Origin of the sequence: Rhodanobacter sp. FDAARGOS 1247, from assembly GCF_016889805.1 — a bacterium.
In the GTDB taxonomy this organism is placed as follows: Bacteria; Pseudomonadota; Gammaproteobacteria; order Xanthomonadales; family Rhodanobacteraceae; genus Rhodanobacter.
Genome location: NZ_CP069535.1, coordinates 3,191,124 through 3,215,346, shown reverse-complemented (window position 1 = coordinate 3,215,346; position 24,223 = coordinate 3,191,124). Strand labels below are relative to the sequence as shown.

General features: G+C 67.1%; 18 protein-coding genes and 1 riboswitch. Of the genes, 6 read left to right on the top strand and 12 right to left on the bottom strand.

Annotation, left to right across the window (positions count from 1 at the left end; genetic code table 11):
- Positions 1-29 precede the first annotated feature (29 nt).
- Complete coding sequence (locus I6J77_RS14655; protein WP_204109572.1) at positions 30-1,295, top strand: NTP/NDP exchange transporter; 1,266 nt, start codon at positions 30-32, stop codon at positions 1,293-1,295.
- Between the two features lie 19 nt (positions 1,296-1,314).
- Here the strand turns inward: I6J77_RS14655 and I6J77_RS14650 are convergent, their stop codons facing one another.
- Both I6J77_RS14650 and mtgA read right to left on the bottom strand, forming a co-directional pair.
- The gene (locus I6J77_RS14650) at positions 1,315-1,743 is read right to left on the bottom strand and encodes a CBS domain-containing protein (RefSeq protein WP_056716269.1); all 429 of its coding nucleotides are present in this window, start codon (positions 1,741-1,743) and stop codon (positions 1,315-1,317) included.
- Between the two features lie 124 nt (positions 1,744-1,867).
- Complete coding sequence (gene mtgA, locus I6J77_RS14645; protein ID WP_204109571.1) at positions 1,868-2,617, bottom strand: monofunctional biosynthetic peptidoglycan transglycosylase; 750 nt, start codon at positions 2,615-2,617, stop codon at positions 1,868-1,870.
- A gap of 80 nt (positions 2,618-2,697) precedes the next feature.
- On the opposite strand from mtgA, the gene I6J77_RS14640 reads away from it, so the two are divergent.
- Entirely contained in the window at positions 2,698-3,597 is a 900-nt protein-coding gene (locus tag I6J77_RS14640; protein WP_204109570.1) for an Hsp33 family molecular chaperone HslO, read from the top strand.
- A 6-nt stretch (positions 3,598-3,603) separates the two neighbouring features.
- Here the strand turns inward: I6J77_RS14640 and I6J77_RS14635 are convergent, their stop codons facing one another.
- Positions 3,604-6,504 (bottom strand): EAL domain-containing protein, encoded by a 2,901-nt coding sequence (locus I6J77_RS14635; RefSeq protein ID WP_056716261.1) that lies wholly within the window; start codon positions 6,502-6,504, stop codon positions 3,604-3,606.
- Positions 6,505-6,746: 242 nt separating this feature from the next.
- Between I6J77_RS14635 and I6J77_RS14630 the strand changes: the two genes are divergently transcribed.
- Entirely contained in the window at positions 6,747-7,658 is a 912-nt protein-coding gene (locus tag I6J77_RS14630) for a hypothetical protein (protein ID WP_056766789.1), read from the top strand.
- Positions 7,659-7,757: 99 nt separating this feature from the next.
- Here the strand turns inward: I6J77_RS14630 and I6J77_RS14625 are convergent, their stop codons facing one another.
- The 5 genes from I6J77_RS14625 to I6J77_RS14605 all read right to left on the bottom strand — a co-directional run bounded on the left by I6J77_RS14625 (position 7,758) and on the right by I6J77_RS14605 (position 12,273).
- Positions 7,758-8,663, bottom strand: coding sequence for a DUF4097 family beta strand repeat-containing protein (locus I6J77_RS14625; RefSeq protein WP_056766791.1), 906 nt, complete (start codon positions 8,661-8,663; stop codon positions 7,758-7,760).
- A gap of 17 nt (positions 8,664-8,680) precedes the next feature.
- The gene (locus tag I6J77_RS14620) at positions 8,681-9,124 is read right to left on the bottom strand and encodes a hypothetical protein (RefSeq protein WP_204109569.1); all 444 of its coding nucleotides are present in this window, start codon (positions 9,122-9,124) and stop codon (positions 8,681-8,683) included.
- Complete coding sequence (locus tag I6J77_RS14615) at positions 9,121-9,666, bottom strand: RNA polymerase sigma factor (protein ID WP_204109568.1); 546 nt, start codon at positions 9,664-9,666, stop codon at positions 9,121-9,123. The genes I6J77_RS14620 and I6J77_RS14615 overlap by 4 nt, the downstream gene beginning before the upstream one ends.
- A gap of 116 nt (positions 9,667-9,782) precedes the next feature.
- Positions 9,783-11,567 carry a phosphoenolpyruvate carboxykinase (GTP) gene (locus tag I6J77_RS14610; RefSeq protein ID WP_204109567.1) on the bottom strand — a complete coding sequence of 595 codons (1,785 nt, stop codon included), beginning with the start codon at positions 11,565-11,567 and terminating at the stop codon, positions 9,783-9,785.
- Between the two features lie 127 nt (positions 11,568-11,694).
- Positions 11,695-12,273 (bottom strand): TetR/AcrR family transcriptional regulator, encoded by a 579-nt coding sequence (locus I6J77_RS14605; RefSeq protein WP_007807633.1) that lies wholly within the window; start codon positions 12,271-12,273, stop codon positions 11,695-11,697.
- 126 nt (positions 12,274-12,399) lie between these two features.
- Here I6J77_RS14605 and I6J77_RS14600 point away from each other — a divergent pair, with 126 nt between their 5' ends.
- The gene (locus I6J77_RS14600; protein ID WP_204109566.1) at positions 12,400-13,305 is read left to right on the top strand and encodes an alpha/beta fold hydrolase; all 906 of its coding nucleotides are present in this window, start codon (positions 12,400-12,402) and stop codon (positions 13,303-13,305) included.
- A gap of 9 nt (positions 13,306-13,314) precedes the next feature.
- A complete protein-coding gene (locus I6J77_RS14595; protein WP_204109565.1) occupies positions 13,315-15,774 on the top strand; it encodes an acyl-CoA dehydrogenase in 2,460 nt (819 codons plus the stop codon).
- 44 nt (positions 15,775-15,818) lie between these two features.
- Here the strand turns inward: I6J77_RS14595 and I6J77_RS14590 are convergent, their stop codons facing one another.
- From I6J77_RS14590 to I6J77_RS14575, 4 genes are all read right to left on the bottom strand, one after another.
- Entirely contained in the window at positions 15,819-16,829 is a 1,011-nt protein-coding gene (locus tag I6J77_RS14590; protein ID WP_239309023.1) for a diguanylate cyclase, read from the bottom strand.
- Between the two features lie 115 nt (positions 16,830-16,944).
- Complete coding sequence (locus tag I6J77_RS14585) at positions 16,945-20,604, bottom strand: response regulator (protein ID WP_204109564.1); 3,660 nt, start codon at positions 20,602-20,604, stop codon at positions 16,945-16,947.
- A 137-nt stretch (positions 20,605-20,741) separates the two neighbouring features.
- The gene (locus I6J77_RS14580) at positions 20,742-21,638 is read right to left on the bottom strand and encodes a CPBP family intramembrane glutamic endopeptidase (protein ID WP_204109563.1); all 897 of its coding nucleotides are present in this window, start codon (positions 21,636-21,638) and stop codon (positions 20,742-20,744) included.
- Between the two features lie 85 nt (positions 21,639-21,723).
- Positions 21,724-23,325 (bottom strand): peptide chain release factor 3, encoded by a 1,602-nt coding sequence (locus I6J77_RS14575; protein WP_056716228.1) that lies wholly within the window; start codon positions 23,323-23,325, stop codon positions 21,724-21,726.
- Positions 23,326-23,431: 106 nt separating this feature from the next.
- Positions 23,432-23,608: riboswitch (yybP-ykoY riboswitch) on the top strand.
- A gap of 2 nt (positions 23,609-23,610) precedes the next feature.
- Here I6J77_RS14575 and I6J77_RS14570 point away from each other — a divergent pair.
- Positions 23,611-24,177, top strand: a complete 567-nt coding sequence (locus I6J77_RS14570; RefSeq protein WP_204109562.1) for a manganese efflux pump MntP family protein — start codon at positions 23,611-23,613, stop codon at positions 24,175-24,177.
- The last annotated feature ends 46 nt before the right edge of the window (positions 24,178-24,223 follow it).

Below are 24,223 nucleotides of genomic sequence, written 5' to 3'. Positions count from 1 at the left end.
GGACCATGGTGAAACAAGCTGCAGCGCCGATGCTCTCCGCATTGGCGTTCTTCTTCGTGATGACTTCGTATTACATCATCCGGCCGGTGCGTGACCAGTTGAGCGGCGCGGTCGGCTCGCAGTCGCTGCCGTTGTTCTACGGCGCGGTGTTCGTGGTGATGCTGTTGATGACGCCGCTGTTCGGTGCCCTGGTGGCGCGCTTCCCGCGTCGCCAGCTGCTGGGCTGGAGCTACAGCTTCTTCATCGTGTGCCTGCTCGGGTTCGTGCCGGCCTTCATGGCGCAGGACCGGATCGGTGCGCGCGAACTGGGCGTGGTGTTCTTCGTCTGGGTCAGCGTGTTCAACCTGTTCGTGGTGTCGCTGTTCTGGAGCTTCATGGCGGACATCTTTTCCAGCGGCCAGGCGCGGCGCGTGTTCTCGCTGATCGCGCTGGGGGGCATGGCCGGTGCGATCTTCGGGCCGCTGGTGACCAAGCTGCTGGTGCATCTGATCGGCGTCGCGCCACTGCTGCTGGTGTCGTCGGTGTCGTTGACCGCGTCGATGATCCTGTTACTGCGTCTTTCCGCCAGTCACGATCGGCAGCCCGGCAGCCGAGGTGACGAGGTGATCGGCGGCTCGTTGTGGGCTGGCATCAAGCAACTGTGGTCGCATCCCTTCCTGCGCTACATGGCCTTGCTGATGCTGTTCGGTGACGGCATCGGCACGCTGGCGTATGCGATGGTGGCCGATTACGCCAAGGCGAATTTCGCCGATGCCGTGGCGCGTACGGCGTTCTACAACAATCTGGATCTGGCCACCAACCTGCTTGGCGCAGCGTTGCAGCTCAGCATCACACCGTGGCTGCTGGTGCGTCGCGGCGCCGGCTGGGGGCTGGTCGTGCCGTCGCTGGTGAATCTGGTTTTGCTCGCTGCGGTGGCGCTGATCGGCAGCGGCAGCGTTTCTTTCTTCGGCTACAGCGTGCCCTTGCTGCTGGCGGTGATGCTGGTGATCACGCGCGGCTTTGCCTATGGCATGACCAAGCCCGCGGTGGATGCGTTGTATACGCGGGTGCCCCGCGAGATGCGCTACAAGGGCAAGAACTTCGTCGAGACCGCGGTGTGGCGCTTCGGCGACCTGGTGGTGACCAGCGCGGTGAGCTGGCTGCGGATGCTGGGCTGGGGCATCGGCGGACTGGCCCTCGCCGGCGCGGGTGTCGCGGCGCTGGCGACGCTGGTGTCCCGCCGTGCGGGCTGGTCGCCCGACCTGGAACCGGAAGAAAAGGTGCGCGCGAACGCGGATGCGAAAGCACCGCTTTGAGGCGGTGCTCTCCCGAATCTCAGCTGGTGATGTAACGCTCCAGATGCTCGATCTGCTCGGCCTGCGCATCGATCACCGCCTTGACCAGGTCACCGATGGAGATCACCCCGACCACCGTGTCGCCTTCGACCACCGGCAGGTGGCGGATGCGGCTGTCGGTGCACAGGCGCATGCAGTCGAACACGTCGGTGTCGGGGCCGACGGTGAGCGGGGTGCCGGTCATGATGTCGGACACCGCGGTCTGCGAGGAGGAGCGGCCCTGCAGGATCACCTTGCGCGCGTAGTCGCGCTCGGACATCACGCCGACCAGTTTCTCGCCATGCATCACCAGCAGCGCGCCGACGCGATGCTCGGCCATGTGCTTGATCGCTTCGAGCACGGGGGTTTCCGGTGCAACGCGGTAGATCGCATTGCCCTTGCCTTGCAGCAGATGTTTGACCTGGGTCATGCGCGGATCCCCATTCGGCTACGGACGGGCTGTCCGATGCCGAGTCTAGCGCTGCCTTCGTTCGCGCGTGTAGTGAAGTTGTGAATCGTGGCGCGCGGCAGGAAGCCCGTGGCCGCCGCCGGATTCAGCGGCTCCGGCGTGGCGGATGTGCAGGGGCCTGGCCCTCGACGTAGCCGGTTCCTCCCAGCTGCATCATCTGCTGCTGGATCCAGTTCGTCCGGCGCTGCACGTAGGCGCTTGGCCGGTCCGCGTGCATGCGGCGCGGACTGGGCAGGACCGCGGCCAGACGGGCGGCCTGGGCCGGCCCCAGTCGTGCCGGCGTGGTGTGGAAATAGACATCGCTGGCTGCGCCGACACCGTAGACGCCATCGCCCAGCTCGGCGATGTTCACGTACACCTCGAGGATGCGCTGCTTGGGCCAGGTCAGCTCGATCAGCACGGTGAAGTACGCCTCCAGCCCCTTGCGCACGAAGCTGCGGCCGTTCCACAGGAACAGGTTCTTGGCGGTCTGCTGGCTGATCGTGCTGGCGCCGCGCAGGCGCTTGCCGTCATCGGCGGCATCGAGGGCGTCCTGGATCGAGTCGAGGTCGAAGCCGTGGTGATAGGGAAACTTCTGGTCCTCGCCGGCCACCATCGCCAGCGGCACCCAGGGCGAAACCTGCCTCCACGGCACCCAGTGATGGCGCAGGTGGAAGTCCTTCTCGCCATGGATCAGGGCACCGAGCTGCCGTTCCAGCATGACGGCCGAGGTCCATGGCGGCACGAAGCGCAGCACCAGCACCAGCAGCCAGCTCAGCGCCAGCCAGCCGAGAAGCAGAATGGCGAGCGATCGCAGCAGGCGACGAAGCAGGGGATGGCTGAACAAGGCGGGCATGACTGGCAGTATAAGGGGCGTTGTGCGGGCGCCATGGCGACCCCATCTCGGCCGATTGAATCGAAACGGAATCACCGCCTGTGGAAAACCTGCCTGTCGAAGACGTACTGCATCGCTTCCTGCTGGAACGCGCCGGCGTGCGCGGGGCGCTGGTCCGGCTCGGACCGGCCTGGCGCGAAGTGGCCACGCGCGCGGAGTATCCGCTGCCACTGCGCAGCCTGCTTGGTGAGGCGCTGGCGGCCAGCGCGCTGCTTACCGGCAACATCAAGCTCGATGGCGCGCTGTCGCTGGAACTGAAGAGCTCCGGCGCGCTGCGCCTGCTGTTTGCCGAGTGCAACGATCAGGGACACCTGCGCGGACTGGCACGCTGGAGCGAACCCCTGCCTGCACCGCTGGCACTGGACGCATTGTCCGATGCGATCATGGCGATCACCATCGGCAACGTGGATCGCGGCCAGCGTTACCAGGGCCTGGTCGAGTTGCGGCACGCCGGCCTGGCCGATTCGCTGGAAGACTATTTCGTGAAGTCCGAACAGTTGCCGGCGCGCATCGTGCTGGCCGCTGATGGCGAACACGCCGTCGGGCTGATGCTGCAGAAGATGCCCGGCGAGGGTGGCATCGACGCCGTGCACGACGAGGATGCGTGGAACCGCGTGCTGCAGCTCACCGCGACCCTGGGCGTGGAGGAGTTGCTGGGCGTTGCGCCGGAGCAGCTGCTGTACCGCCTCTATCACGAGGAGTCGGTGCGCCTGTTCGAACCCCGGCCACTGGCATTCGGATGCAGCTGCAGCCGCGAACGGGTGACGGCGATGCTGCGTTCGCTGGGTCGCGAGGAAGTGGAAGCGGCCCTGCTGGCCCGCGACAACGAGATCGAGGTGATCTGCGAGTTTTGTGCGCAGCGCTACCACTTCGACCGCATCGATGCCGAGCATCTGCTCAGTGAAAGTGCGGCGCCGGCGGCGCCGGATACCGCCCAGTGAACTGCTTCAGGCCAGCAGCAGGGGCTTGTCCGCACTGAGCCACGTGCTGGCCGGTTGCGGCCGGGCGAACAGGAATCCCTGGCCGTAGCGGCAACCCACGCGCATCAGCGCCTGGCGTTGCGACTCTTCCTCGATGCCTTCGGCGATCACCTTCATCTGCAGCGAGTCGGCCAGCACCTGGATCGCGCGCACCAGCGCCAGGCCCTGGGTCTCGGTGTCGTCCGGCGGCAGCTCGGTAATGAAGGAGCGATCGATCTTCAGCGTCTCGAACGGATACTGGTGAAGATAGCTGAGCGAGGAATAGCCGGTGCCGAAGTCATCCAGCGCGATGCCAACGCCGTGGCTGCGCAGGTTCTGCAGCATCTGTTTGACCTGGGTCGGATTCTCCAGCAGCGCATGCTCGGTGACCTCGATGCGGATGCAGCGGGTGGGCACGGCGTACTGGTTGAACAGCGCCAGCAGGCGCTGGTCGAGATCGGCCACCCGGAAGTGCCGGCCGGACACGTTGATGCTGATGAAGCCTTCGGTGCCGATCAGGCGCACGGCCTGGGTGCACACCTGCTCGAAGATCTGCCAGTCGATTGCCTCGGCGCAGCCGCATTCCTCGGCGATCAGCAGGAAATCGCCCGGCGACAGCAGGCCGCGTTCGGGATGATGCCAGCGCAATAGCGCCTCGTAGCCGGTGACGCGCCCGTCGGAGAGTTCCACGATCGGCTGATAGAACGGCTCGAATTCGTTGCGGCTGAGCGCGTGGCGCAGGTCGCTTTCCATGTCCAGCAGCGACAGCGCCTCGCGGCGCAGGCGGTCGTCGAACATCGCCGCGCGGTGGCGGCCGCCATCCTTCGCGTTGTACATCGCCGCGTCGGCGTCGCGCAGCAGCTCCTCGGGCTGGCGGTAATGCGGGCTGGACAGTGCGATGCCGATCGATGCCGAGGTGAAGATCTCCTTGGTGCCGAGCCGGAACGGCGTCTGCAGTTCGCTGATGATGCGATCGGCGATCAGCATCGGCTTGGCGGTGTCCACGATGCCTTCCAGCAGCACGGCGAATTCGTCGCCGCCCAGCCGCGCCACCACGTCGCGCGTTTTCAGGCAGGCGCGAATCCGGCCACCCACCTGGAACAGCAGGTCGTCGCCGACCAGGTGCCCGACCGAATCGTTGATCACCTTGAAGCGGTCCAGGTCGATGAACAGCACCGCGAACTGTTCGTTCGGACTGGCGATGTAGCGCTGCATCGCCTGTTCGAGGCGTTGCAGCAGCAGGGTGCGGTTCGGCAGGCCGGTCAGCGAGTCGTGCAGCGTCTCGTACTTCAACCGGCGCTCGACGCGCTCGCGCTCGGCGATCTGTTCACGCAGGTCGCGATTGGCCAGTGCCAGGGCGCGGGTACGTTCGGTGACGCGGCGTTCCAGCCCGGCGTAGGCCTGCTTCAGCGAGGTTGCCGCCTGCTTGCGTTGCAGCGCGTTGGCGATGTGGTAGCTGACGAAGGTCAGCAGTTCCTGGTCGCGCTCGTTGTAGGTGTGTTCGGGCGAGTAGCTTTGCAGCGCCAGCACGCCGGTCGCCTTGCCGCCCCAGATCAGCGGCACGCCAAGCCAGCACACCGAGCGGGTGCCGAAATGGCTGATCTCGCCGAGCGCGCTGAGTCGCTCGATCTCGGCCGGCGTCGCCAGCAGCGGCTTCGCATGGCGCAGCACGTATTCCGTCGCGCCGCGACCATGCGCCCGTGGTGGGCGCACGTTGTCGATGTCGTCCACCGAATACGGGAAGGTGAGCTGCCCGCTTTCCTCGTCGACCAGGGCGATGTAGAAATTGCGCGCGTACAGCAGGCCGCTGATCACCTGGTGGGTAGCGGCGTAGAACTTCTCCAGGCTTTCGGCGGTGTTGGCCAGTTCCGCGATGCGGAACAGCGCCGCCTGCAGGCGTTCCCCGCGCTGCCGCTGCAGCACCTGCTGGCGCAGCACGCGGTTGGCCTCGCGCAGCGCCGCCGTGCGGTCGGTGACGCGGCGGCCCAGTTCGATGTGCGCCTCGCGTCGTTCCAGCGCCGTCTGCACGTGCTGGGCCACGTAGTTGAGCAGGTCCAGGTCGTGCCGCGAATAATGCGTATCCGGCCGGTAGCTCTGCATCACGATGCCGCCGACCACGCGACCGGCACGCAGCAGCGGTGCGCCGAGCCAGTGCTCGCAGCTGGGGCCGACCAGCACGAAGCGGTCGCCGAACTGCTGCCTCAGCTCGTCGATGGAACCCATCAGTGGCCGGCCTTCCTGCAACAGGTTCCAGGTCAGGCTGTGCAGCAGCTCGTGCATCGGCACGCTCTGGTCCGGCGGCGGCGGATCGGTGTCGGCGATGTCGACGTAATAGGGGAAGCGGACCGTGTCGGTTGCCGCGTCGTACAGCACGATGTAGAAGTTTTCCGCGTACATCAGGCTGCTGACGATGGCATGCAGCGAGCGCATCATCTCGGGCATGTCGTGCCCGGCGCCCGCCTGTTCGGCGATGGCGTAGAGCGCGCGTTGCAGGCGCTCGGCCAGGGCCAGGCGCGAAATGGCCTCGTACAGGCGGCTGGTCTCGGCAAGCTGGCGCAGGCGGATGTCGGCCAGCCGACCCAGCCACTCCAGCTGGTCGCGCGTGACATCGGCCAGCGGCAGGTCGGCCCATTCCAGGATCAGGGTGCGCGAACCTTGCGGGTCTTCGGCGAGGTCCAGCTGGCCGGCCAGGTGCGCGACCTGTTCGTCCCGCCGCCGCCAGCGCAGATGTCCCTGGACACCGAAATGGGTCAGCACCAGCTCGCAAATCTCCATCACGCCGGCGGCATCCGCCGCCTCGAACAGGCGTTCGACCGCCGCGTGCAGGGCCGCAGGGTCTCGCGACACCGGTGGTGACGAAGAGGGGCGGATCGTCGGTGTGGCGCTCATGAGGCTAAAGGCTGCTTCCGGGACGACCTGGTTGAGCCGGGACGACACGCCTTTATATCGTGTAAGCCCGCTTCGCCGCTAGCGTCGAGCCGGGGAACCCCGGCGCGGGTCAGGGGTCGAATGTCCTCGCCGAGTCCCAATATGTGCGTTTCGGCAGCTTTTCAGGGTGTTAGTAAAACGTAAAACGAGGTACACTTGCACCCAATCACGCTTTCGCTCGAGTGAGTTACCGGTTTCCGACCATGCGCCGCCTCTCCGCCCTCCTGCTGACCGTTGCGTTGCCGCTTGCCGCGGCCGGTCAGTCCGTGGGCGCCGACAACAGGATGGCCGATGATCTGCTGGCGCAGCCGGCGGCCTCCGCCACCCAGGCGGAAGCGGGCATGCTGGTGCCGCTGTGGCGCACGGCCGATGGCCACGTGCTGTCGCTGAAGACCGATCGCAGCAGCACGGCCGAGACCATGGCCAGTCATTCTCCGCTGGCCTTGCGCGTGCTGGACGGGTCCAGCGTGACCAGCACCGGTGTGGAATACGGCCTCGGCCCCCGCTTGCAGGCGCATGCCGAGGTGAGCGAGCTTTCCTGGACCCATCCGGGGCAGCGTTTGCGCGGCAGCGAAGTGGGCGCCACCTATGCGACCGGCCGCTACAGCGTGGGCGTCAGCGTGGGCACCAACAGCGCACCGAACGCGGGCAATGTGTTGCCGCGCGTCCTGCCGGGTGCGGCGCCGGGCGTGGATGGCCTTTCCAGTTTTGACAACAGCGCGCAGCTCAATGCCCGCGGCCGGCTCGCACTGGGCAGCAAGAGCGGCATCGACCTGGGGGCCAGCGTCGGCCGCATCCACCTGCTTCCCGGCAATCTGCTCGGCGTCGATACGCTGGACCAGAAGGTGCTGAGTTTCGGTGTCGACCACGGCTCGTTGAGCGGTGTGCTGACGGGGCGCACGATGCAGCCGCAAGTGGCCATTCCCGGCGACCTCAACGCCGATCGCCGCTGGAACAGCATCGATCTGGGCGTGACATGGCGCCTGCCGTGGCGCGGCTCGCTGAGCGTCGGCGCGCAGAACCTGTGGTCCTCCGGTACGCCGGCCAACACGCCGGTGGGTCCCGAGCCGGACCAGTCGCGTACGCCATACGTGCAGTACCACCAGGATCTCTGAGCGACGCGGCAGCGCTCGTCGCAGCCCGAACAGAAACGCCGTCGCTTGCGCGACGGCGTTTTCATTTGTGCGTGGCGGGCTGGGCCACGCCTGGCCTGTTCAATCCTGCCGACGCACGCGCAGGTCACCGCTGAAGGTCTCGACGTTGATCTTGCCTTGGCCGTTGCCCAGGCGGGCATCGAGCGAACTGCCCGGGCCGTGTTCGGGCTGCGTCGCCGTGCCGAAGTCGCTGCGCAGATTGCCGCTGAAGCTGGTGGCGTGCAGGCTGGCGTCCGTGCTGGCGGGGACCTGCAGTTGCACGTCGCCGCTCATGCTGTCGATATCGATGCTGCCGCCGGCGGTCAGCCCGCCGTTCAATTGCACATTGCCCGACACGGTGCTGAGCGTGAGTTTCTGCCACGGGCCCCCGCTGGCCTGGATGCGTCCGGAGATGGTTTGCAGCTCGACCTGGTTGCCGAGCGAGGGAGCGAGGATGTCCCCGCTGACCGTCTGCAGTTCGACCTTGTCCGCATGCCCGGCCTGCTCGATGCCGCCGCTGACGCTGTCCACCGTCAGCGAGGGCGTGCGTGCATTGATGCGCGCCTTGCCACTCACGGTGTTGACCTCGATGCTGCCGCCGTCCATGCCGTCGATCACCAGCGGTGCGCTGATCACGTCGACCTCGAGCGAGGCGGCCCTGGGCACGTGCAGTTCCAGCGTGGTGGCGGACATGTTGTTGTCGCCGCCCCAGTTGAACCAGCCGCCGGAGCTTCCCTTGGGTTCCACCTTGATTTCCAGGTGGTCCTTGCTGCCGGTGATCGCCAATGGCTTGGCGCCCTCGCCGAGGCGGCCGCTGACCTGCACCTCGTTGCGATCCCAGGCGATCACGTTCACCGTGCCGGCGACGTTGCTGATGCTGACCCTGGCGTTAGCCGAGGCGTCGTGGTGCAGGTTGATCGGCGTGTCGGCCAGGGCCTGGCCGATGCAGAAGCACAGCAGCAACGGAAGATAGCGTGCGGTTTTCATGCTTGTTCCTTGATATATCAGCCGGACTGGTTGGCCAGTTGGCGAAGTTGGGATTGTTGCTGTTCGGTGCGGCCGAGCAGACGTTGCAGCGCGAGCGAGTCAGGCGCCTGCCGGATCGCCAGTTGCAGCTCCATGCGGGCGGCATCCAGTTCGATGGCGGCGCCGCTGAGCCGTGGGTCGGACGGCTTCCACGAGGTGGTGTTCGCGGCGACCCGGGTGGTCACGATGTCGGCCGGGCCGCGCGTGGCGTGCCAGCCGATGCCGGCGGCCAGCAGCAGCGATGCGGCGAGTGCCGCGCCGAACAGCCAGCGTCGCCGATGCGCGGGGGCATGGCTGCCTGCGCTCCCGTCGCGGTGTTCGGCCTGATCGAGCGCCGAGTCGATGCCCGCCCAGAGGTCGCGCGATGGCGACACCGGCTGGCGCAGCTCGCGCATCTGTCGACGCCATTCGAATTCATTCATGAGCTTTCTCCCAATACCTTGCGCAGCAGGCCGCGGGCGCGGTGCAACTGCGCCTTCGAGGTGCCCACCGCCATGCCCAGTTCGGCACTGATTTCCTCGTGCTTCCAGCCTTCGACGTCGTGCAGCACCAGCACCGCGCGGGCCCGCGGCGGCAGCTTGCCCACGGCATGTTCCAGCTCCTCGCGCTCGGCGGCGCAGAACGGCGTGCTGCCGGCATCGGGCAGGTCTTCCTCGTCCATCATGCTGACCGGATCGGCGCCGCGGGCGCGGATGTCCATCAGCGCCACGTTCACCGCCAGCCGGTACAACCAGGTGCCGAACGCGCTTTCATGACGGAAGCCTGGCAGCTTCTGCCACGCGCGGATGAAGGCATCCTGGGTGAGATCCTCGGCGCGCGCATGGTCGTAGCCGGCGAGCCGGTACACCGCGCCGTGCACCCGCCCCACGTGCAACTGGTACAGCCGTTGAAACGCGCGGCGGTCGCCGGCAGCGGCGGCGCGCACGTCATCGCTGTCGTTGGTTCCCGCTGGGGCAGGCGACATGGTGCTTCCGAGAGCGGGGCAGGCGGCGTTCATCTTGCCAGCTTGGATGCGCCACCGCGCGAAAGGGTTTGAAGCCGCGCGGGCAGGCCGTGGCGGCCTGCCCGCGATCGGTCAGTTCAGGACGCCGCTGCTTCGCGGCGCGGCTGGTCAGCGGCGCTGTCCAGTGCGTCGGCAACCCGCTGCTGCTCCCGGTGCAACGACTCGGGCAGGCGCGGGGCGAAGGTCTGCAGGTAGTCGCCGATGGCGGCCAGTTCGGCCTGCCAGCCGGCCTGGTCCACGTCGAGCAGTTCGTCCAGTTGCGCCTGGTCGAGCTTGAGGCCGTCCAGCTTCAGCTCGCCTTCGGCCGGCAGGATGCCGATCGGCGTCTCCACGCCGCTGACGCGGCCTTCGGCGCGATCGATCATCCATTCCAGTACGCGCAGGTTGTCGCCGAAGCCTGGCCACAGGAACTTGCCGTCGGCGCCCTTGCGGAACCAGTTGACGTGAAACACCTTCGGCAGCTTCGCGCCTGGCTGGTCGAACGACAGCCAGTGCGCGAAATAGTCGCCGTAGTGATAGCCGGCAAACGGCTTCATCGCCATCGAGTCGCGGCGCAGCACGCCGACCGCGCCGGTGGCGGCGGCGGTGGTTTCCGAACCCATCGCGGCGCCCATCAGCACGCCGTGCGTCCAGTCGCGCGATTCCATCACCAGCGGCAGCAGCGAGGGGCGACGACCGCCGAACACGATTGCGCTGATCGGCACGCCCTGGGGCGCCTCGGCTATTTCCGACCAGGTCGGGCACTGTTTCGCGCTGACGGTGAAGCGGGAGTTGGGATGCGCGGCCGGGCCATTGGCCGGGTCATGCGGACGCCCCTGCCAGTCGGTGACCGGCGTGCCGGGCAGGCCTTCCCACCACGGCTGGTTGTCGGCGGTGACGGCCACGTTGGTGAAGATGGTGTCGTGCGAAATGCTCTTCAGCGCGTTCGGGTTGGTGGCGTTGCTGGTGCCCGGCGCCACGCCGAAGAAACCCGCTTCCGGGTTGATTGCATACAGCCGTCCATCCGCGCCGGGACGCATCCAGCAGATGTCGTCGCCCACGGTCCACACCTTCCAGCCGGCCTGGCGGTAGCCTTCCGGCGGAATCAGCATGGCGAGGTTGGTCTTGCCGCAGGCGGAGGGGAACGCGGCGGCGACGTAGTGCGTTTCGCCCTGCGGGTTCTCGATGCCCACGATCAGCATGTGCTCGGCCAGCCAGCCTTCCGTGCGGGCCTGGTTCGAGGCGATGCGCAGTGCGTGGCACTTCTTGCCCAGCAGGGCGTTGCCGCCGTAGCCGGAGCCGTAGGACTTGATCGACAGCTCGGCCGGGAAATGCATGATCCAGCGACGCTCGGGGTCGAGTTCACCCTTCGAGTGCAGGCCCTTGACGAAGCTGCCCTCGCGCTCGATGCGCGCCTGCGCGGCGGCGCCCATGCGGGTCATGATCTTCATGTTGGCGACCACGTACGGGCTATCGGTGATCTCCACGCCGCAGCGCGACAGCGGCGAGTCGATCGGGCCCATGCAGTACGGGATCACGTACATGGTGCGGCCTGCCATGCAGCCGTCGAACAGGGCGTCGATCTTCGCGTGCGCTTCGGCCGGGTCCATCCAGTGGTTGTTCGGGCCCGAGTCTTCCCGGTTCGGGTGGCAGACCAGGGTGAGGTGTTCGACCCGGGCCACATCGGTGGGGTGGGAGCGGTGCAGGTAGCAGCCCGGATGGGTCTGCTGGTTCAGTTCGATCAGGGTGCCGTCGGCCAGCATCTCCTGCACCAGGGATTGATATTCGGCATCCGAGCCGTCGCACCAGTGAATCTTCGCGGGGCGGGTCAGGGCGGCAACTTCATCGACCCACTGCGCGAGCGCTTCCAGCTTGCTGGCCATCGTGTCCTCTTGAGGTTTTTTCAAAAAGTGATCTGAAACGGTAGTTTGCAGGCACTGGTATTGCAAGGTTTCATGCAACAAAAACGGCGCCAGATGGCGCCGTTCGGGGCTTTCCGCAGCTTCCTGTTCAGGCCGGAATCAGGGTCGCGATCATGTGTTCGACATAGGCGTCGAACTCCTCCAGGTTCAGTCGTGGCAGCCCCAGGGTGAAATTGAGCTGCAGGAAACCGACGTAGGCGGCGTAGGTCAGCCGGGCACGGTTCAAGGCCTGCGGCGGCGGCAGGCCGGATTCACGGTAGGCCGTGGTCAGGAACTCCATCCGTCGCTGCGACACGCGCGCCATCACCGGCACCACCTGGGGGTGATCCAGCGCCTTCAGCAGCGCGGCATACACGCGGTGCGGCTGCAATTCGTGGGCAACCCGGCGGAACAGTTCCGGCAGACGCTTGCGCGGGTCACTGATCTGTTCGATCTGGCCCAGCACCTCGCGCTCGCCGTACTGTTCCCAGCGTTCCAGCGCCGCGTGCAGCAGCGCTTCACGGGTGCGGAAATGCCAGTAGAAACTGCCCTTGGTCACGCCGAGCTGGCGGGCGAGAGCTTCCACCGCCAACGCGCCCACGCCCTGCTCGGCGATCAGCTGCAGGGCGGCGAGTTCCCAATCTTCGGCTGACAGCCGGGTACGTTCTGGCTTGCTGCTGACATTCATGTCCGTATGGTAGCCAGACGCCGTGCATTTGTAATGTGTGTGGGCGTCGAACCCGGGCGCGCGGCGGCCAACCCGCGCTGGCGGCACGGTTGACGAGGTTCGTCGAGGCAATCCATACTCTGACGTATGGTTCAGAGTGATCGCCACCCCGCTGCCTGCTTGCGCTTCCCCGTCGCCGACCTGGATCTGGCGGTGGAGACACGCCATGCCGATGGCGATCCCAGCCTGCTGTTTGCCCATGGCTTCGGCCAGACCCGCCATGCCTGGACGGGCGCGGCGACGGCGCTGGCCGATGCGGGCTGTCGCTGCGTGACATTCGACAGCCGTGGCCATGGCGAAAGCGATCGGGTTCCCCACGGTGTCGGCTATCACATGGACCAGTTCGCCGATGACCTGCTGCGCCTGGCCCATGCACAACCGCAGCCGCCGATCCTGGTGGGCGCGTCGATGGGCGGCCTGCTCGGCATGGTGCTGGCTGGCGAGATCCATCCTTCGCCGTTTCGCGCCTTGGTGCTGGTCGACATCACCCCGCGCTGGGAAACCGCCGGCGTGGAACGCATCCTGGCCTTCATGCAGGCGCACCCGGACGGCTTCGACAACTACGCCGACGCGGCCGAGCAGATCGCCGCATACCTGCCGCAGCGACGCGAGCGCAAGAGCGAACAGCAACTGCGCCCGTTGTTGCGCGAGGGCGTCGACGGCCGGCTGCGCTGGCACTGGGACCCGGCCCTGCTGGCGGGCGACCTGGTGCAGGAAAGCGAGCGCTACCAGCCGCGCCTGCAGGCCGCCGCGATGAAGATTTCCGTGCCCGTGCTGCTGCTGTCCGGCGCCCGCAGCGACGTGGTGTCGCGCGCCACGGTCGACGAGTTCCTGCAACTGGTGCCGCACGCCGAACACGTCGAGTTGCCGCACGCCACGCACATGGTGGCCGGTGACGCGAACGATGCCTTCACGCGCGAGGTCGTGCGCTTCGTGCAGAGTCTTGATTCATTACCCGTCGGCCGGCTCGCCGCCGCCGTTCAATCGCAATGAGGTGTTGAGATGTCCGTGCTACTGACCCTGCTGGCGGCGCTGATTGCCACCGGCGCCTGCGCCTACCATCGCACCAGCCTGCGCACGTGGGCGATCGCCACCATCGTCACCACGCTGGTGGTCGGCCTGCTGGTGCACGCGCCGTGGACCACGGCGATCTTGCTGATCATCGAACTGGCGATCGCCGTACCGCTGCTGCTGGTCGACTTCCGCCGCAAGCAGGTCAGCGCGCCGCTGCTGAAGATGTTCGCCAGGGTCACGCCGAAACTGTCCGAGACCGAGCAGACCGCGCTGGAAGCGGGCACGGTGGGCTTCGAGGGCGAGCTGTTCTCCGGCAAGCCGGACTGGCACGAGCTGCTGAAGCAGCCGAAGCCGGAACTCAGCGTGGAAGAACAGGCCTTCATGGACGGCCCGGTGGAACGGCTGTGCGCCATGATCGACGACTGGCAGATCACCCACGAGCTGGCCGACCTGCCGCCGAACGTGTGGGACTTCATCAAGAAGAACCGCTTCTTCGGCATGATCATCCCGAAGCAGTACGGCGGCCTGCAGTTCTCCGCGCTGGCGCATTCGGCGGTGCTGCAGAAGCTCAACAGCATGTCGGCCACGGTCGCCTCGACGGTGGCCGTGCCGAACTCGCTGGGGCCGGCCGAACTGCTGCTGCACTACGGCAGCGACGAGCAGAAGAATCACTACCTGCCGCGGCTTGCCGTAGGTGAGGAAATCCCGTGTTTCGCGCTGACCGGCCCGTACGCCGGTTCCGACGCCACCTCGATCCCCGACACCGGCATCGTCTGCAAGCAGGTCGTCGACGGCGTCGAGACGCTGGGCATCAAGCTCACCTTCGACAAGCGCTACATCACGCTGGCGCCGGTGGCCACCGTAGTCGGCCTGGCCTTCCGCATGTTCGACCCGGAGCACCTGCTGGGCGACAAGGAAGACCTCGGCATCACCCTGGCGCTGCTGCCGCGCTCGACGCCGGGGCTGGAAATCGGCCGTCGCCACTTCCCGCTGAACATCCCGTTCCAGAACGGGCCGGTGCGCGGCAAGGACGTCTTCGCGCCGCTGTCGGTGCTGATCGGCGGCCCGCAGATGGCCGGCCACGGCTGGCGCATGCTGGTCGAGTGCCTGTCGGTGGGTCGCGCGATTTCGCTGCCGTCCAATGCCACCGGCGGCATGCGCGCCTCGGCGCTGGCCACCGGCGCGTATGCGCGCATGCGCAAGCAGTTCGGCCTGGCGGTGGCCCGTTTCGAGGGTGTCGAGGAAGCGCTGGCGCGCATCGGCGGCCTGACCTACGCCACCGCGGCACTGTCACGCGCCACCGCGGCCGCGGTTGATCGTGGCGAGAAGCCGGCGGTGCCGTCCGCGATCGCCAAGTACCACGCCACCGAATGGGCGCGGCAGATCGCCAGCGACACCATGGACGTGCACGGCGGCAAGGCAGTGCAGCTGGGGCCGAGCAACTATGCCGGGCGTGGCTGGTCGGCGGTGCCGATCGCGATCACGGTGGAAGGCGCCAACATCATGACGCGCAGCCTGATGATCTTCGGTCAGGGCGCGATCCGCTGCCATCCTTACGTGCTGAAGGAAATGCAGGCGCTGTCGATCGCCGATCGCGGCGAGCAGCTGAAGGTGTTCGATCGCCTGCTGTTCGGCCACATCGGCTTCGGCATCTCCAACGCGGTGCGCAGCCTGGCGATGGGCCTCAGTGGCGCCAGCATCGGCGAGACCGCGGGTGACGCCTATACGCGCCGCTACTACCGCAAGCTCGACCGTTACTCCGCCGCGCTGGCGCTGTGCGCCGACGTGTTCATGGGCGTGCTCGGCGGCAAGCTGAAGTTCAAGGAGAAGCTGTCCGCGCGCCTGGGCGACGTGCTCAGCTACCTGTACATCGCCAGCGCCATGCTCAAGCAGTACGAGGACAACGGCCGGCCGGAAGCGGATCGCCCGTTCCTGGCCTGGGGTTTCCACCAGTGCATGTGGCTGATCCAGAACGCGCTGGATGGCGCGATCCGCAACTTCCCGGTGCGCCCGGTGGCGTGGCTGCTGCGCGTGCTGGTGTTCCCGCTGGGTCGCCGCGAGGTGCCGCCGTCCGATCGCCTGGGCCGTCGCGTGGCCGCGCTGCTCACCGCGCCGAACGAGGCGCTCGACCGCCTCACCGACTGGGTCTACACCACGCCCACGGCGAACAACACGATCGGCCGCATGAAGGCGTTGCTGCCCGACGTGATCGCCGCCGAGCCGGTCGACCGCAAGTTCGGCAAGGCGCTGAAGTCGGGCCAGTTCGCTTCGCACGACTACCTGGGTCAGCTCGCCGAGGCGCAGCAGGCGGGAGTGATCTCCGAGGCCGAAACGGACTTGCTGCGCCGCGTGCGCGAAGGCGTGTTCGAGTTCATCTCGGTGGACGACTTCGACACCGACGAGCTGCGCGCGTTCAAGATCCGTCCGCAGAATTCGGCCGGCCAGTAAGTTCGAAGGATCGCCGCGCCACCTGACGGGTGGCGCGGCCCGTTTCACGTGTTCGCCAGCACGCAGCAGTTCTTGCCGTTGCGCTTGGCCTCGTACATCGCATTGTCCGCCGCGTGCATCAGCTGCTCTTCGGCATCGGCGTGTCCGCTCGGCGTGTATGGCGCGACGCCGATGCTGGCGCCCACGCGCACCTCGACCCGCTCGCTGTTGATGCGCAGGCTGTAGGGCTCGCCCAGCGCGGCGCAGAGTTTCTCGCACAGCTGCAGCGCCACCTGCGGGTCGTCGATTTCCTCCAGCACCAGCGCGAATTCGTCGCCGCCCAGGCGGGCCACGGTGTCGTTGCTGCGCAGGTGCGTGGGCAGGCGGCTGGCGATCTCCTGCAGCAGCGCATCGCCGGCGGCGTGGCCGTGGCGGTCGTTGACGCCCTTGAAGCCGTCGATGTCGATGCAGGCCAGGGCGAAGCGGCTGTGATGCCGGTTGGCGCGCTGGATCGCTCCCTGCAGGCGGTCGCGGAACAGGATCCGGTTCGGCAGGCCGGTCAGCGGATCGTGGCTGGCCTGGTGGCGCACCATGGTTTCGATCAGCTTGCGCTCGGCGATCTCGCGTTGCAGTTCCTCGTTGCGCTCGGCCAGCTCGGCCATCGCCTCGCGCAGCTTCATCCGCGCCGAATGGAGCTCCAGGAACACGCGCACCTTGGATTGCAGGATCACGTCGTTGATCGGCTTGGCGATGTAATCCACGGCACCGGAGTGGTAGCCCTTGAGCCGGTTCATGTCGTCGGCGTAGGCGGCGGTGACGAAGATGATCGGCGTCCCGCCGAGGTGCTCGGCGTCGCCGAGCAGGCTGGCCACTTCGAAACCGTCCATGTCCGGCATGTTGACGTCAAGCAGGATCAACGCGAACTCGTGATCCAGGCACAGCGCCAGCGCCTGGTTGCCGCTGGTCGCCTCGAACAGTTGCGCGCCGCTGTGGGCGAGCAGGCGGCGCATCGCCACCAGGTTCGCCGGCGTGTCGTCGACGATCAGGATCTTCGGCTTCATCGATTCGCTGGTCATGCCCGCTGCTCCCTGCTTCCGGGAGGCCACCGTAGCCGATGCGGCCGTCGTGCGGCGTGAACCCGGTCCGCTTCCACCGGCGCGACGCTGCCTGGCAGCATGTCGCGGCAGGCGCTCACGACGGTTCGCTCGTCAGCCAGCTACGCAACATGACGGCGAGCTTGTCGATGTCGATCGGTTTGGAGAGGTAGTCGCTGGCGCCCATCTGCAGGCACACCTCGCGGTCGCCGGTCATCGCCTTGGCCGTCACGGCGATGATCGGCAGGGTCGTGAAGCCGGCCATGTCGCGGATGTTGCGTATCGTCGTGTAGCCGTCCATGCCCGGCATCATGATGTCCATCAGGATCAGGTCGGGCCGCTCGCCGGTCTGCAAGGCGGCCAGCGCCTTGTAGCCATCCTGGGCCATGTCGACCTGCAGACCCCAGCCACGCAGCACCTTGGACAGCGCGAACAGGTTGCGCATGTCGTCGTCCACCAGCAGTACGCGGTGACCGGCCAGCCGGGTTGCGGGAGCCTCCGTCGTTGCGGGCGGCGTTGCGGGTGGCGGGATGTCCTGCAGGAACGCACCCACTTCCTGCAGCAGCCGCTCGCTGGAACGCGCGCCCTTGAGCACGATGGCGTCGGCGTACTGGCGCAGTTTCAGCTGTTCGGCCGAGTCCAGTTCGCGCCCCGAGTACACCACCACCGGCGGCATCGCTTCCGGCCGGGCCGACAGGTGCTCCATCAATTCCAGGCCCGACATGCCCGGCAAGCCGAGGTCCAGCACGATGCAGTCGTAGCTGATCTCGGCGATCTTCGGCAGCGCGTCCTCGGCCGAGTCGGCTTCGTCGACCTCCACGTGGTGGGCGCGCAGCGCGGTGCGGATGGCCTTGCGTGAGGCGGCGTCATCTTCCACCACCAGCAGCCGGCGCCGCTGGCCCTCGCCGAAGCGCAGCAGGCGGTCCAGCGCCCCGGCAATCGCCTCGCGACTGACCGGCTTGGTCAGGAAGCCGACCGCGCCCCGTTCCATGCCGCGCCGGCCGACGTCGCTGACCGACACGAAGTGGACCGGGATCGAGCGCGTGGCCTCATCCACCTTGAGCCGGTCCAGCACCGTCCAGCCGTCCATCACCGGCAGCGACACGTCCAGCAGGATGCCTGACGGGTGATGTTCGCGCGCCAGCCGCAGGCCGGACTCGCCATCCATCGCGGCCAGCGCCCGATAGCCCCGGCGATGGATCAGGTCGATCAGGATGCGCACGAAGGCGGGATCATCCTCGATCACCAGGATGGTGACCTGGCCCGGCAGCAGCGATTGACGGTCGTCCTCGATGGCGACGGGCAGCAGTGCCGGCGCAGCGATGCGCCGGGTCTGCGTATCGCGTGCGGCTTCCGCTTCGACGACCGGTGCGGTGGTGGCCGGCGGTGTTTCCGGCAGCAACAGGGTGAACCGGCTGCCGCGTCCGTCTTCGCTGCGCAGCACCACGTCGCCGCCCAGCAGCTGCGCCATCTTGCGCGAGATCGCCAGGCCCAGGCCGGTGCCGCCGAACTGGCGGCTGGTGCTGGCGTCGACCTGCTCGAAGGCGTTGAAGATGCGCTCCAGCTTGTCCGGCGGAATGCCGATGCCGGTGTCGCTCACGGTGATCGCCAGCAGCGGCTGGCCGGACAGCGCCGCAGGAATTTCCAGGTCGGCCCGCGGACGGCCGATGTCCAGGTTCACCGCTCCGCTGGCGGTGAACTTGAACGCGTTGCTGAGCAGGTTGTTGGCGATCTGTTCGACCTTGCCACCATCGGTGGAGATGACGTCGGGCAGCCCCGTGTCGATCGCCAGCTCGAAGCCCAGGTGCTTGTCGCTGGCGACGTGGGCGAAGTTGCGCTGCAAGCGCCTGCCGAGCTCGGCGAGGGAGACCTGCTCGACCATCAGCTCCATCTTGCCGGCCTCGACCTTGGACAGGTCCAGGATGTCGTTGATCAGGTGCAACAGGCTGTTGCCGGCGTCATGGATGATCTGCGCCGATTCGATCTGCTCGTCGTCGAGGTTGCCGGTGTCGTTGTCGGCGAGGCTGCGCGACAGGATCAACAGGCTGTTCAGCGGCGTGCGCAGCTCATGCGACATGTTGGCCAGGAATTCGGACTTGTACTGGCTGGCGCGCGCCAGCTCGGTGGCCTTTTCCTCGGTTTCCCGCTGCAGATCTTCCAGCACGACCTTCTGCCGGTTCAGGCTATCGGTCATGTCGCGCAGCTCTTCGTTGGAGGAGCGCAGCTCCTCGGCCTGCACGCGTTGCTCCTCCTCGGAGGCGATCAGGCGCTGCGACTGCTCCTCCAGCTCGGCGGTCTTCGCCTGCAGCGTGGCGTTGCTTTCGTGCAGCACCTCCTTCTGCTGGCGCATCACCAGCTCGGACAGGCGCAGCTCGTCCGCCTGCTCCTGCGTCTGCTGCAGCAGGTCCTGGGTGTGCACGGCCTGGTTGAGGTTCTCCAGCGCCAGCGCCACGATCGGCAGCAGTTCGTCCAGCAGCTGCCGCTGCAGGGCGGTCAGCGCTGCGAAACTGCCCAGCTCCAGCACGCCGATCAGGGTCTCGCGATAGATCACCGGCAGGATCGCGACGTGGGTAGGCACCGCCTCGCCGCTGCCCGAATCGATGCGCAGGTAATCGGCCGGCACCTGGTCCAGGATGATCGCCTTGCGATCCACCGCGCACTGACCCACCAGGCCCTCGCCGGGCATGTACTGGTCGGCGGACCGGTTGCTGAGGCGCAGGCCGTAACTGCCCAGCAGGTCCAGCCGATGGCGCGCGTCGTCGAACGAGTAGAACAGGCCCAGGCCCGCGTTGCACAGCGGCACCACTTCGCTGGTCAGCCACTGGGCGAAGTCCTTGTGGGTGGTGGCCTGCAACAGCACCTGGGAAATGTCCGCCACCCTGGAGCGAGTCCACGACCGCGCATCGGTGTCCAGCGACATCTGCTTGAACACCTGCAGCGCACGGGCGATCTCGCCCACCTCGTCGCGGCGATCCAGCCGGCGTATCTCGAAGTCGTGGTTGTGGTGGGAGAGCTGGGTCATCTGGTCGGTGAGCCGGCGCAGCGGGCGGATCACCAGTTGCGAGGTCAGCCGGATGACCGTGATGCCGAGCAGGATGCCGAGCAGGATGGAAAGCGCGTTGAGCGCCTTGGTGTTGCGCAGGGTCTGGTCCAGCTGTTGGTTGCGCAGGGCCAGCAGGCGGTTTTCTTCGCCGGCCATCTGATCCAGCGCCGCGGACATGTCCTCGACGCGCACGGTGCGCCCGGCGATGTATCCGGTCTGGATGCGCTGACGCTCCAGGGCGGCGTCCGGGACGCCCGGGTCCAACCGCTTCAACGGGGTGATGCCCAGGTCGACCACCTCGCGTTGCCAGCGGCTGGCCATGGCGGCCACGGCATCGAGCCGGCCCTGTTGCAAGGGGTTGTCTGCCACCAACTGGCGCAATTCGCGAATGCGCAGGTCCAGCTCGCGCGTGGACTTCTGGAACAATGCGAGCTCGTTGGCCGAACCCGCCAGCAGATAGCCGCGCGCGCCCACCTGTCCGGTCTGCGCGGCGCGTTGCACCGTGTCGATCTGCAGCAGCACCTTATACGTATGACTGGCCCAGCGCCGGTTGTTTTCCTGCGTCTGCAGGGAGTGCAGGGTAACCACGTTGGCAACCAGAAACACGCCCAGCAGCAGGCCGATGGCCAGCATCATCTTGCGCGTCAGTGGCTGGTTGGCCAGCCACGAGATCTTCCTGCGGTAACCGGGCTGCTGCGGATTGTGGGTGGCCATGGCGATGTCCGAAACCGGCGAGGAGGGGGCGCCGGTCGGCGACCCCTCCTCAGGGTAGCCGCTGCGCCGACCAAACCCCAACCGCGTTTCGTGGCGAATTCAGCTCCGGGCCAGCCACCGGCTTCACCGCCTGCCGCTCAGCGGCGTGAGCGCAACGGGACGATCGAACCCCGACGCAGTGCCATCACCAGCAGGCCCAGCGTGCACAGTGAACACAGCGCGAGCGCGACTACCGAAGCCTCCGCTCCGAACACGCCGCCGCTGAGCCAGTCCGGGCCGCTGCGGCTGGACACCAGCCAGCCGTCGGCGTCAGTGCCCGAAACGGGGATGCCGTAGATCGTGCCCTGGGTGAAATTCCACGCCGCGTGCAGGCCCATGCACAGCGGCAACGAGCGGGTCACGTGGTACAGCAGGCCGAACAGCAGTCCGGCCTCGATCGCGATCGCCAGCGAACTCCACAGCGTGGCGCCGGGGTTGCCCAGGTGCACGGCGCCGAAGAACAGTGCCGAGATGATCAGCGCGGCCCAGGTGCCCATGCCTTCCTCGACGATGCGGAACAGCACGCCGCGGAACATGATCTCCTCGCCGATGCCCGCGCCCAGCCCCACCACCAGCAAGGCCGGCAGCCATGCCGCATCCGGGTTGGTTCCGGTCACCTGGTAGCTGCCCAGCAGGTACATCACGCCGACGATGATGCTGAAAAGCACCACGCCGAACGCCACGCCCAGCAGGCCTTGCGGCAGCAGCGTGGCTGGCGCCAGTTCGCGCATGCGCCGGCGCTCGATCCATTTCACCAGGATCAGGTAGACCAGCAGCGGGATCAGGGCGCGGATGACAAACTGGCCGAAAGCGCGTTCCAGCGGCGGTGAGGCCTTGCCCAGACCCAGCAGGTGCAGCACGGCGCCAGCGGCGAAACTCAGCACGATGAACAACGCGATGAAGATCACGATGCGCGCCCCGGCCGAATACACCAGCCAGCGTTTCCACGGGGGTGCATCGGCGGGCGTGACGAAGGCGACGGCTGGCTGCGGCATGTGCTGGTTTCCCCCGGTTGGAATCAGCGCAGGTTAGCGGTCAGTCACCGGGTTGCCCAGTGACGACCGTCATGCCGCCGGAAATTCAGACGTCGACGGCCGCCGCATGCTCGCGCGTGTTGGCGAAGCGCACCTGTGGCCAGCGCTCCTGCGCCAGCTGCAGGTTGACCCGGGTCGGCGCGATGTAGACCAGTTCGCCGGCGCCGTCGATGGCCAGGTTCATCGCGTTCTTCTCGCGGAACTCCTCCAGCTTCTTCTCGTCGTCGCAGTGGACCCAGCGCGCGGTGCTGACGGTGACCGGCTCGAAGGTGGCGTCGACGTTGTACTCGTCCTTCAGCCGATAGGCGACCACCTCGAACTGCAGCACGCCCACTGCACCCAGGATCAGGTCGTTCGACATCAGCGGGCGGAAGAACTGGGTCGCCCCCTCCTCGGACAGCTGCGCCAGGCCCTTCTGCAGCGCCTTCATCTTCAGCGGATCGCGCAGGCGGGCGCGGCGGAACAGTTCGGGGGCGAAGTTGGGGATGCCGGTGAAGGAAACCTGCTCGCCCTCGGTGAAGGTGTCGCCGATGGTGATGGTGCCGTGGTTGTGCAGGCCGATCACGTCGCCGGGGTAGGCCGTCTCGACGATCTCGCGATCGCTGGCCATGAAGGTCAGCGCATTGGCGATGCGCACTTCCTTGCCGGTGCGCGTCTGCACCATCTTCATGCCCGCGTTGTAGGTGCCCGAACACACGCGCATGAAGGCCACGCGGTCGCGGTGCGCCGGGTCCATGTTGGCCTGGATCTTGAACACGAAGCCGGACAGCTTTTCCTCTTCCGGCTCGATCGCCCGCGAGGTGGTGTCGCGCGGCTGCGGCGACGGCGCGTGCTCGACAAAGAAGTCCAGCAGCAGCTGCACGCCGAAATTGTTCACCGCCGAGCCGAAGAACACCGGCGTCTGCCGGCCGGCCAGGTACTCGTCGAGGTCGAACGAGGGCGCGGCGCCCTGCACCAGTTCGAGTTCCTCGCGCAATTCGCGCATGGCCTCCTCGCCGATCCGTTCGACCAGGCCCGGTGCGTCCAGGCCCTTGAAGATGGTGGAGTCCTGCCGGGTGAAATTCTTGCCCTGCTCGAACACGTGCACCTCGTCCAGCGCCAGGTGGTACACGCCCTTCAGCCGCTTGCCCATGCCGATCGGCCAGGTCAGCGGGGCGCAGGCGATGCCCAGCACGGACTCCACCTCGTCGAGCAGCTCGATCGGCGAGCGGCCTTCGCGGTCGAGCTTGTTGATGAAGGTCATGATCGGCGTGTCGCGCAGCCGGCACACCTCCATCAGCTTGATCGTGCGTTCCTCCACGCCCTTGGCGCAGTCGATCACCATCAGCGCCGAGTCCACCGCGGTCAGCACGCGGTAGGTGTCCTCGGAAAAGTCCGCGTGTCCCGGCGTGTCGAGCAGGTTGACGATCTTGCCTTCGTACGGGAACTGCATCACCGACGAGGTCACCGAAATCCCTCGCTCCTTCTCCAGCGCCATCCAGTCCGAAGTGGCGCTGCGCGAGGTCTTGCGGCTCTTCACCGAGCCTGCCAGCTGGATCGCGCCGCCGAACAGCAGCAGTTTTTCGGTCAGCGTCGTCTTGCCCGCGTCAGGGTGGCTGACGATGGCGAAGGTGCGGCGACGGCGGGTTTCCTGGAGATGGCTGGACATGGAGATGTGTCAATGGGGACGCGAACCGGCAATTGTAGCGTGGAATGCCGATGGCCCCGGACGCCGTGTTACGCTTGCCCCCGGTTGTGCCGGCCCGGCCGGCTCGACCACACCCCTTGGGGAGTAGCCTGCCTCGTTGCGACGAGGCGTCTTCGTCAACATGCTCGGCGTCCATCCGCCGTGGCGAAGACACCGATTCCGGTTGGCGAGACCAGCGGTTCACGGCGCCACGGAGGTCGGGCGCGCCGTGCTGCCGTTGCGCCTGGCCCGACCACAAGGCATTGCATGAATCCCGTTTCCATCCTGCTGCTCGGCTTCGCCATGTCCACCGACGCGTTCGCCGCGGCGATCGGCAAGGGTGCGGGCATGACGCGCCCGCGGCTGTCCCAGGCCATGCGCGCCGGGCTGATCTTCGGCGTCATCGAGGCGATCACGCCGGTGGTCGGCTGGCTGCTGGGCAGGGGCGCTTCGCGTTATATCCAGGCCTGGGATCACTGGGCCGCGTTCGCCCTGCTGCTGGCGCTGGGCTTGCACATGATCTGGAACGGCGTGAAGCCGGAGTCGGACGAACCGGCCGACGATATGAAGAAGCATGGCTTCATCGGCCTTGCACTGACCGGCCTGTCCACCAGCATCGATGCGCTGGCCGTGGGCGTGGGGCTGGCCTTCGTCGATACGCCGATCGCCGTGGTTGCCGTGGTGATTGGCCTGTGCACGTTCAGCATGGTCACGCTGGGCGTCATGCTGGGCCGCGTGCTTGGTGCGATGGTGGGTCGACGCGCCGAGGTGATTGGCGGCATCATCCTGATCGGCGTGGGCGCGGTGATCGTGTACGAGCACCTGTCGGCTTGAGGTCACGCGCGCAGCGTACTTTCATGGCGCATGCACGACCGGCATG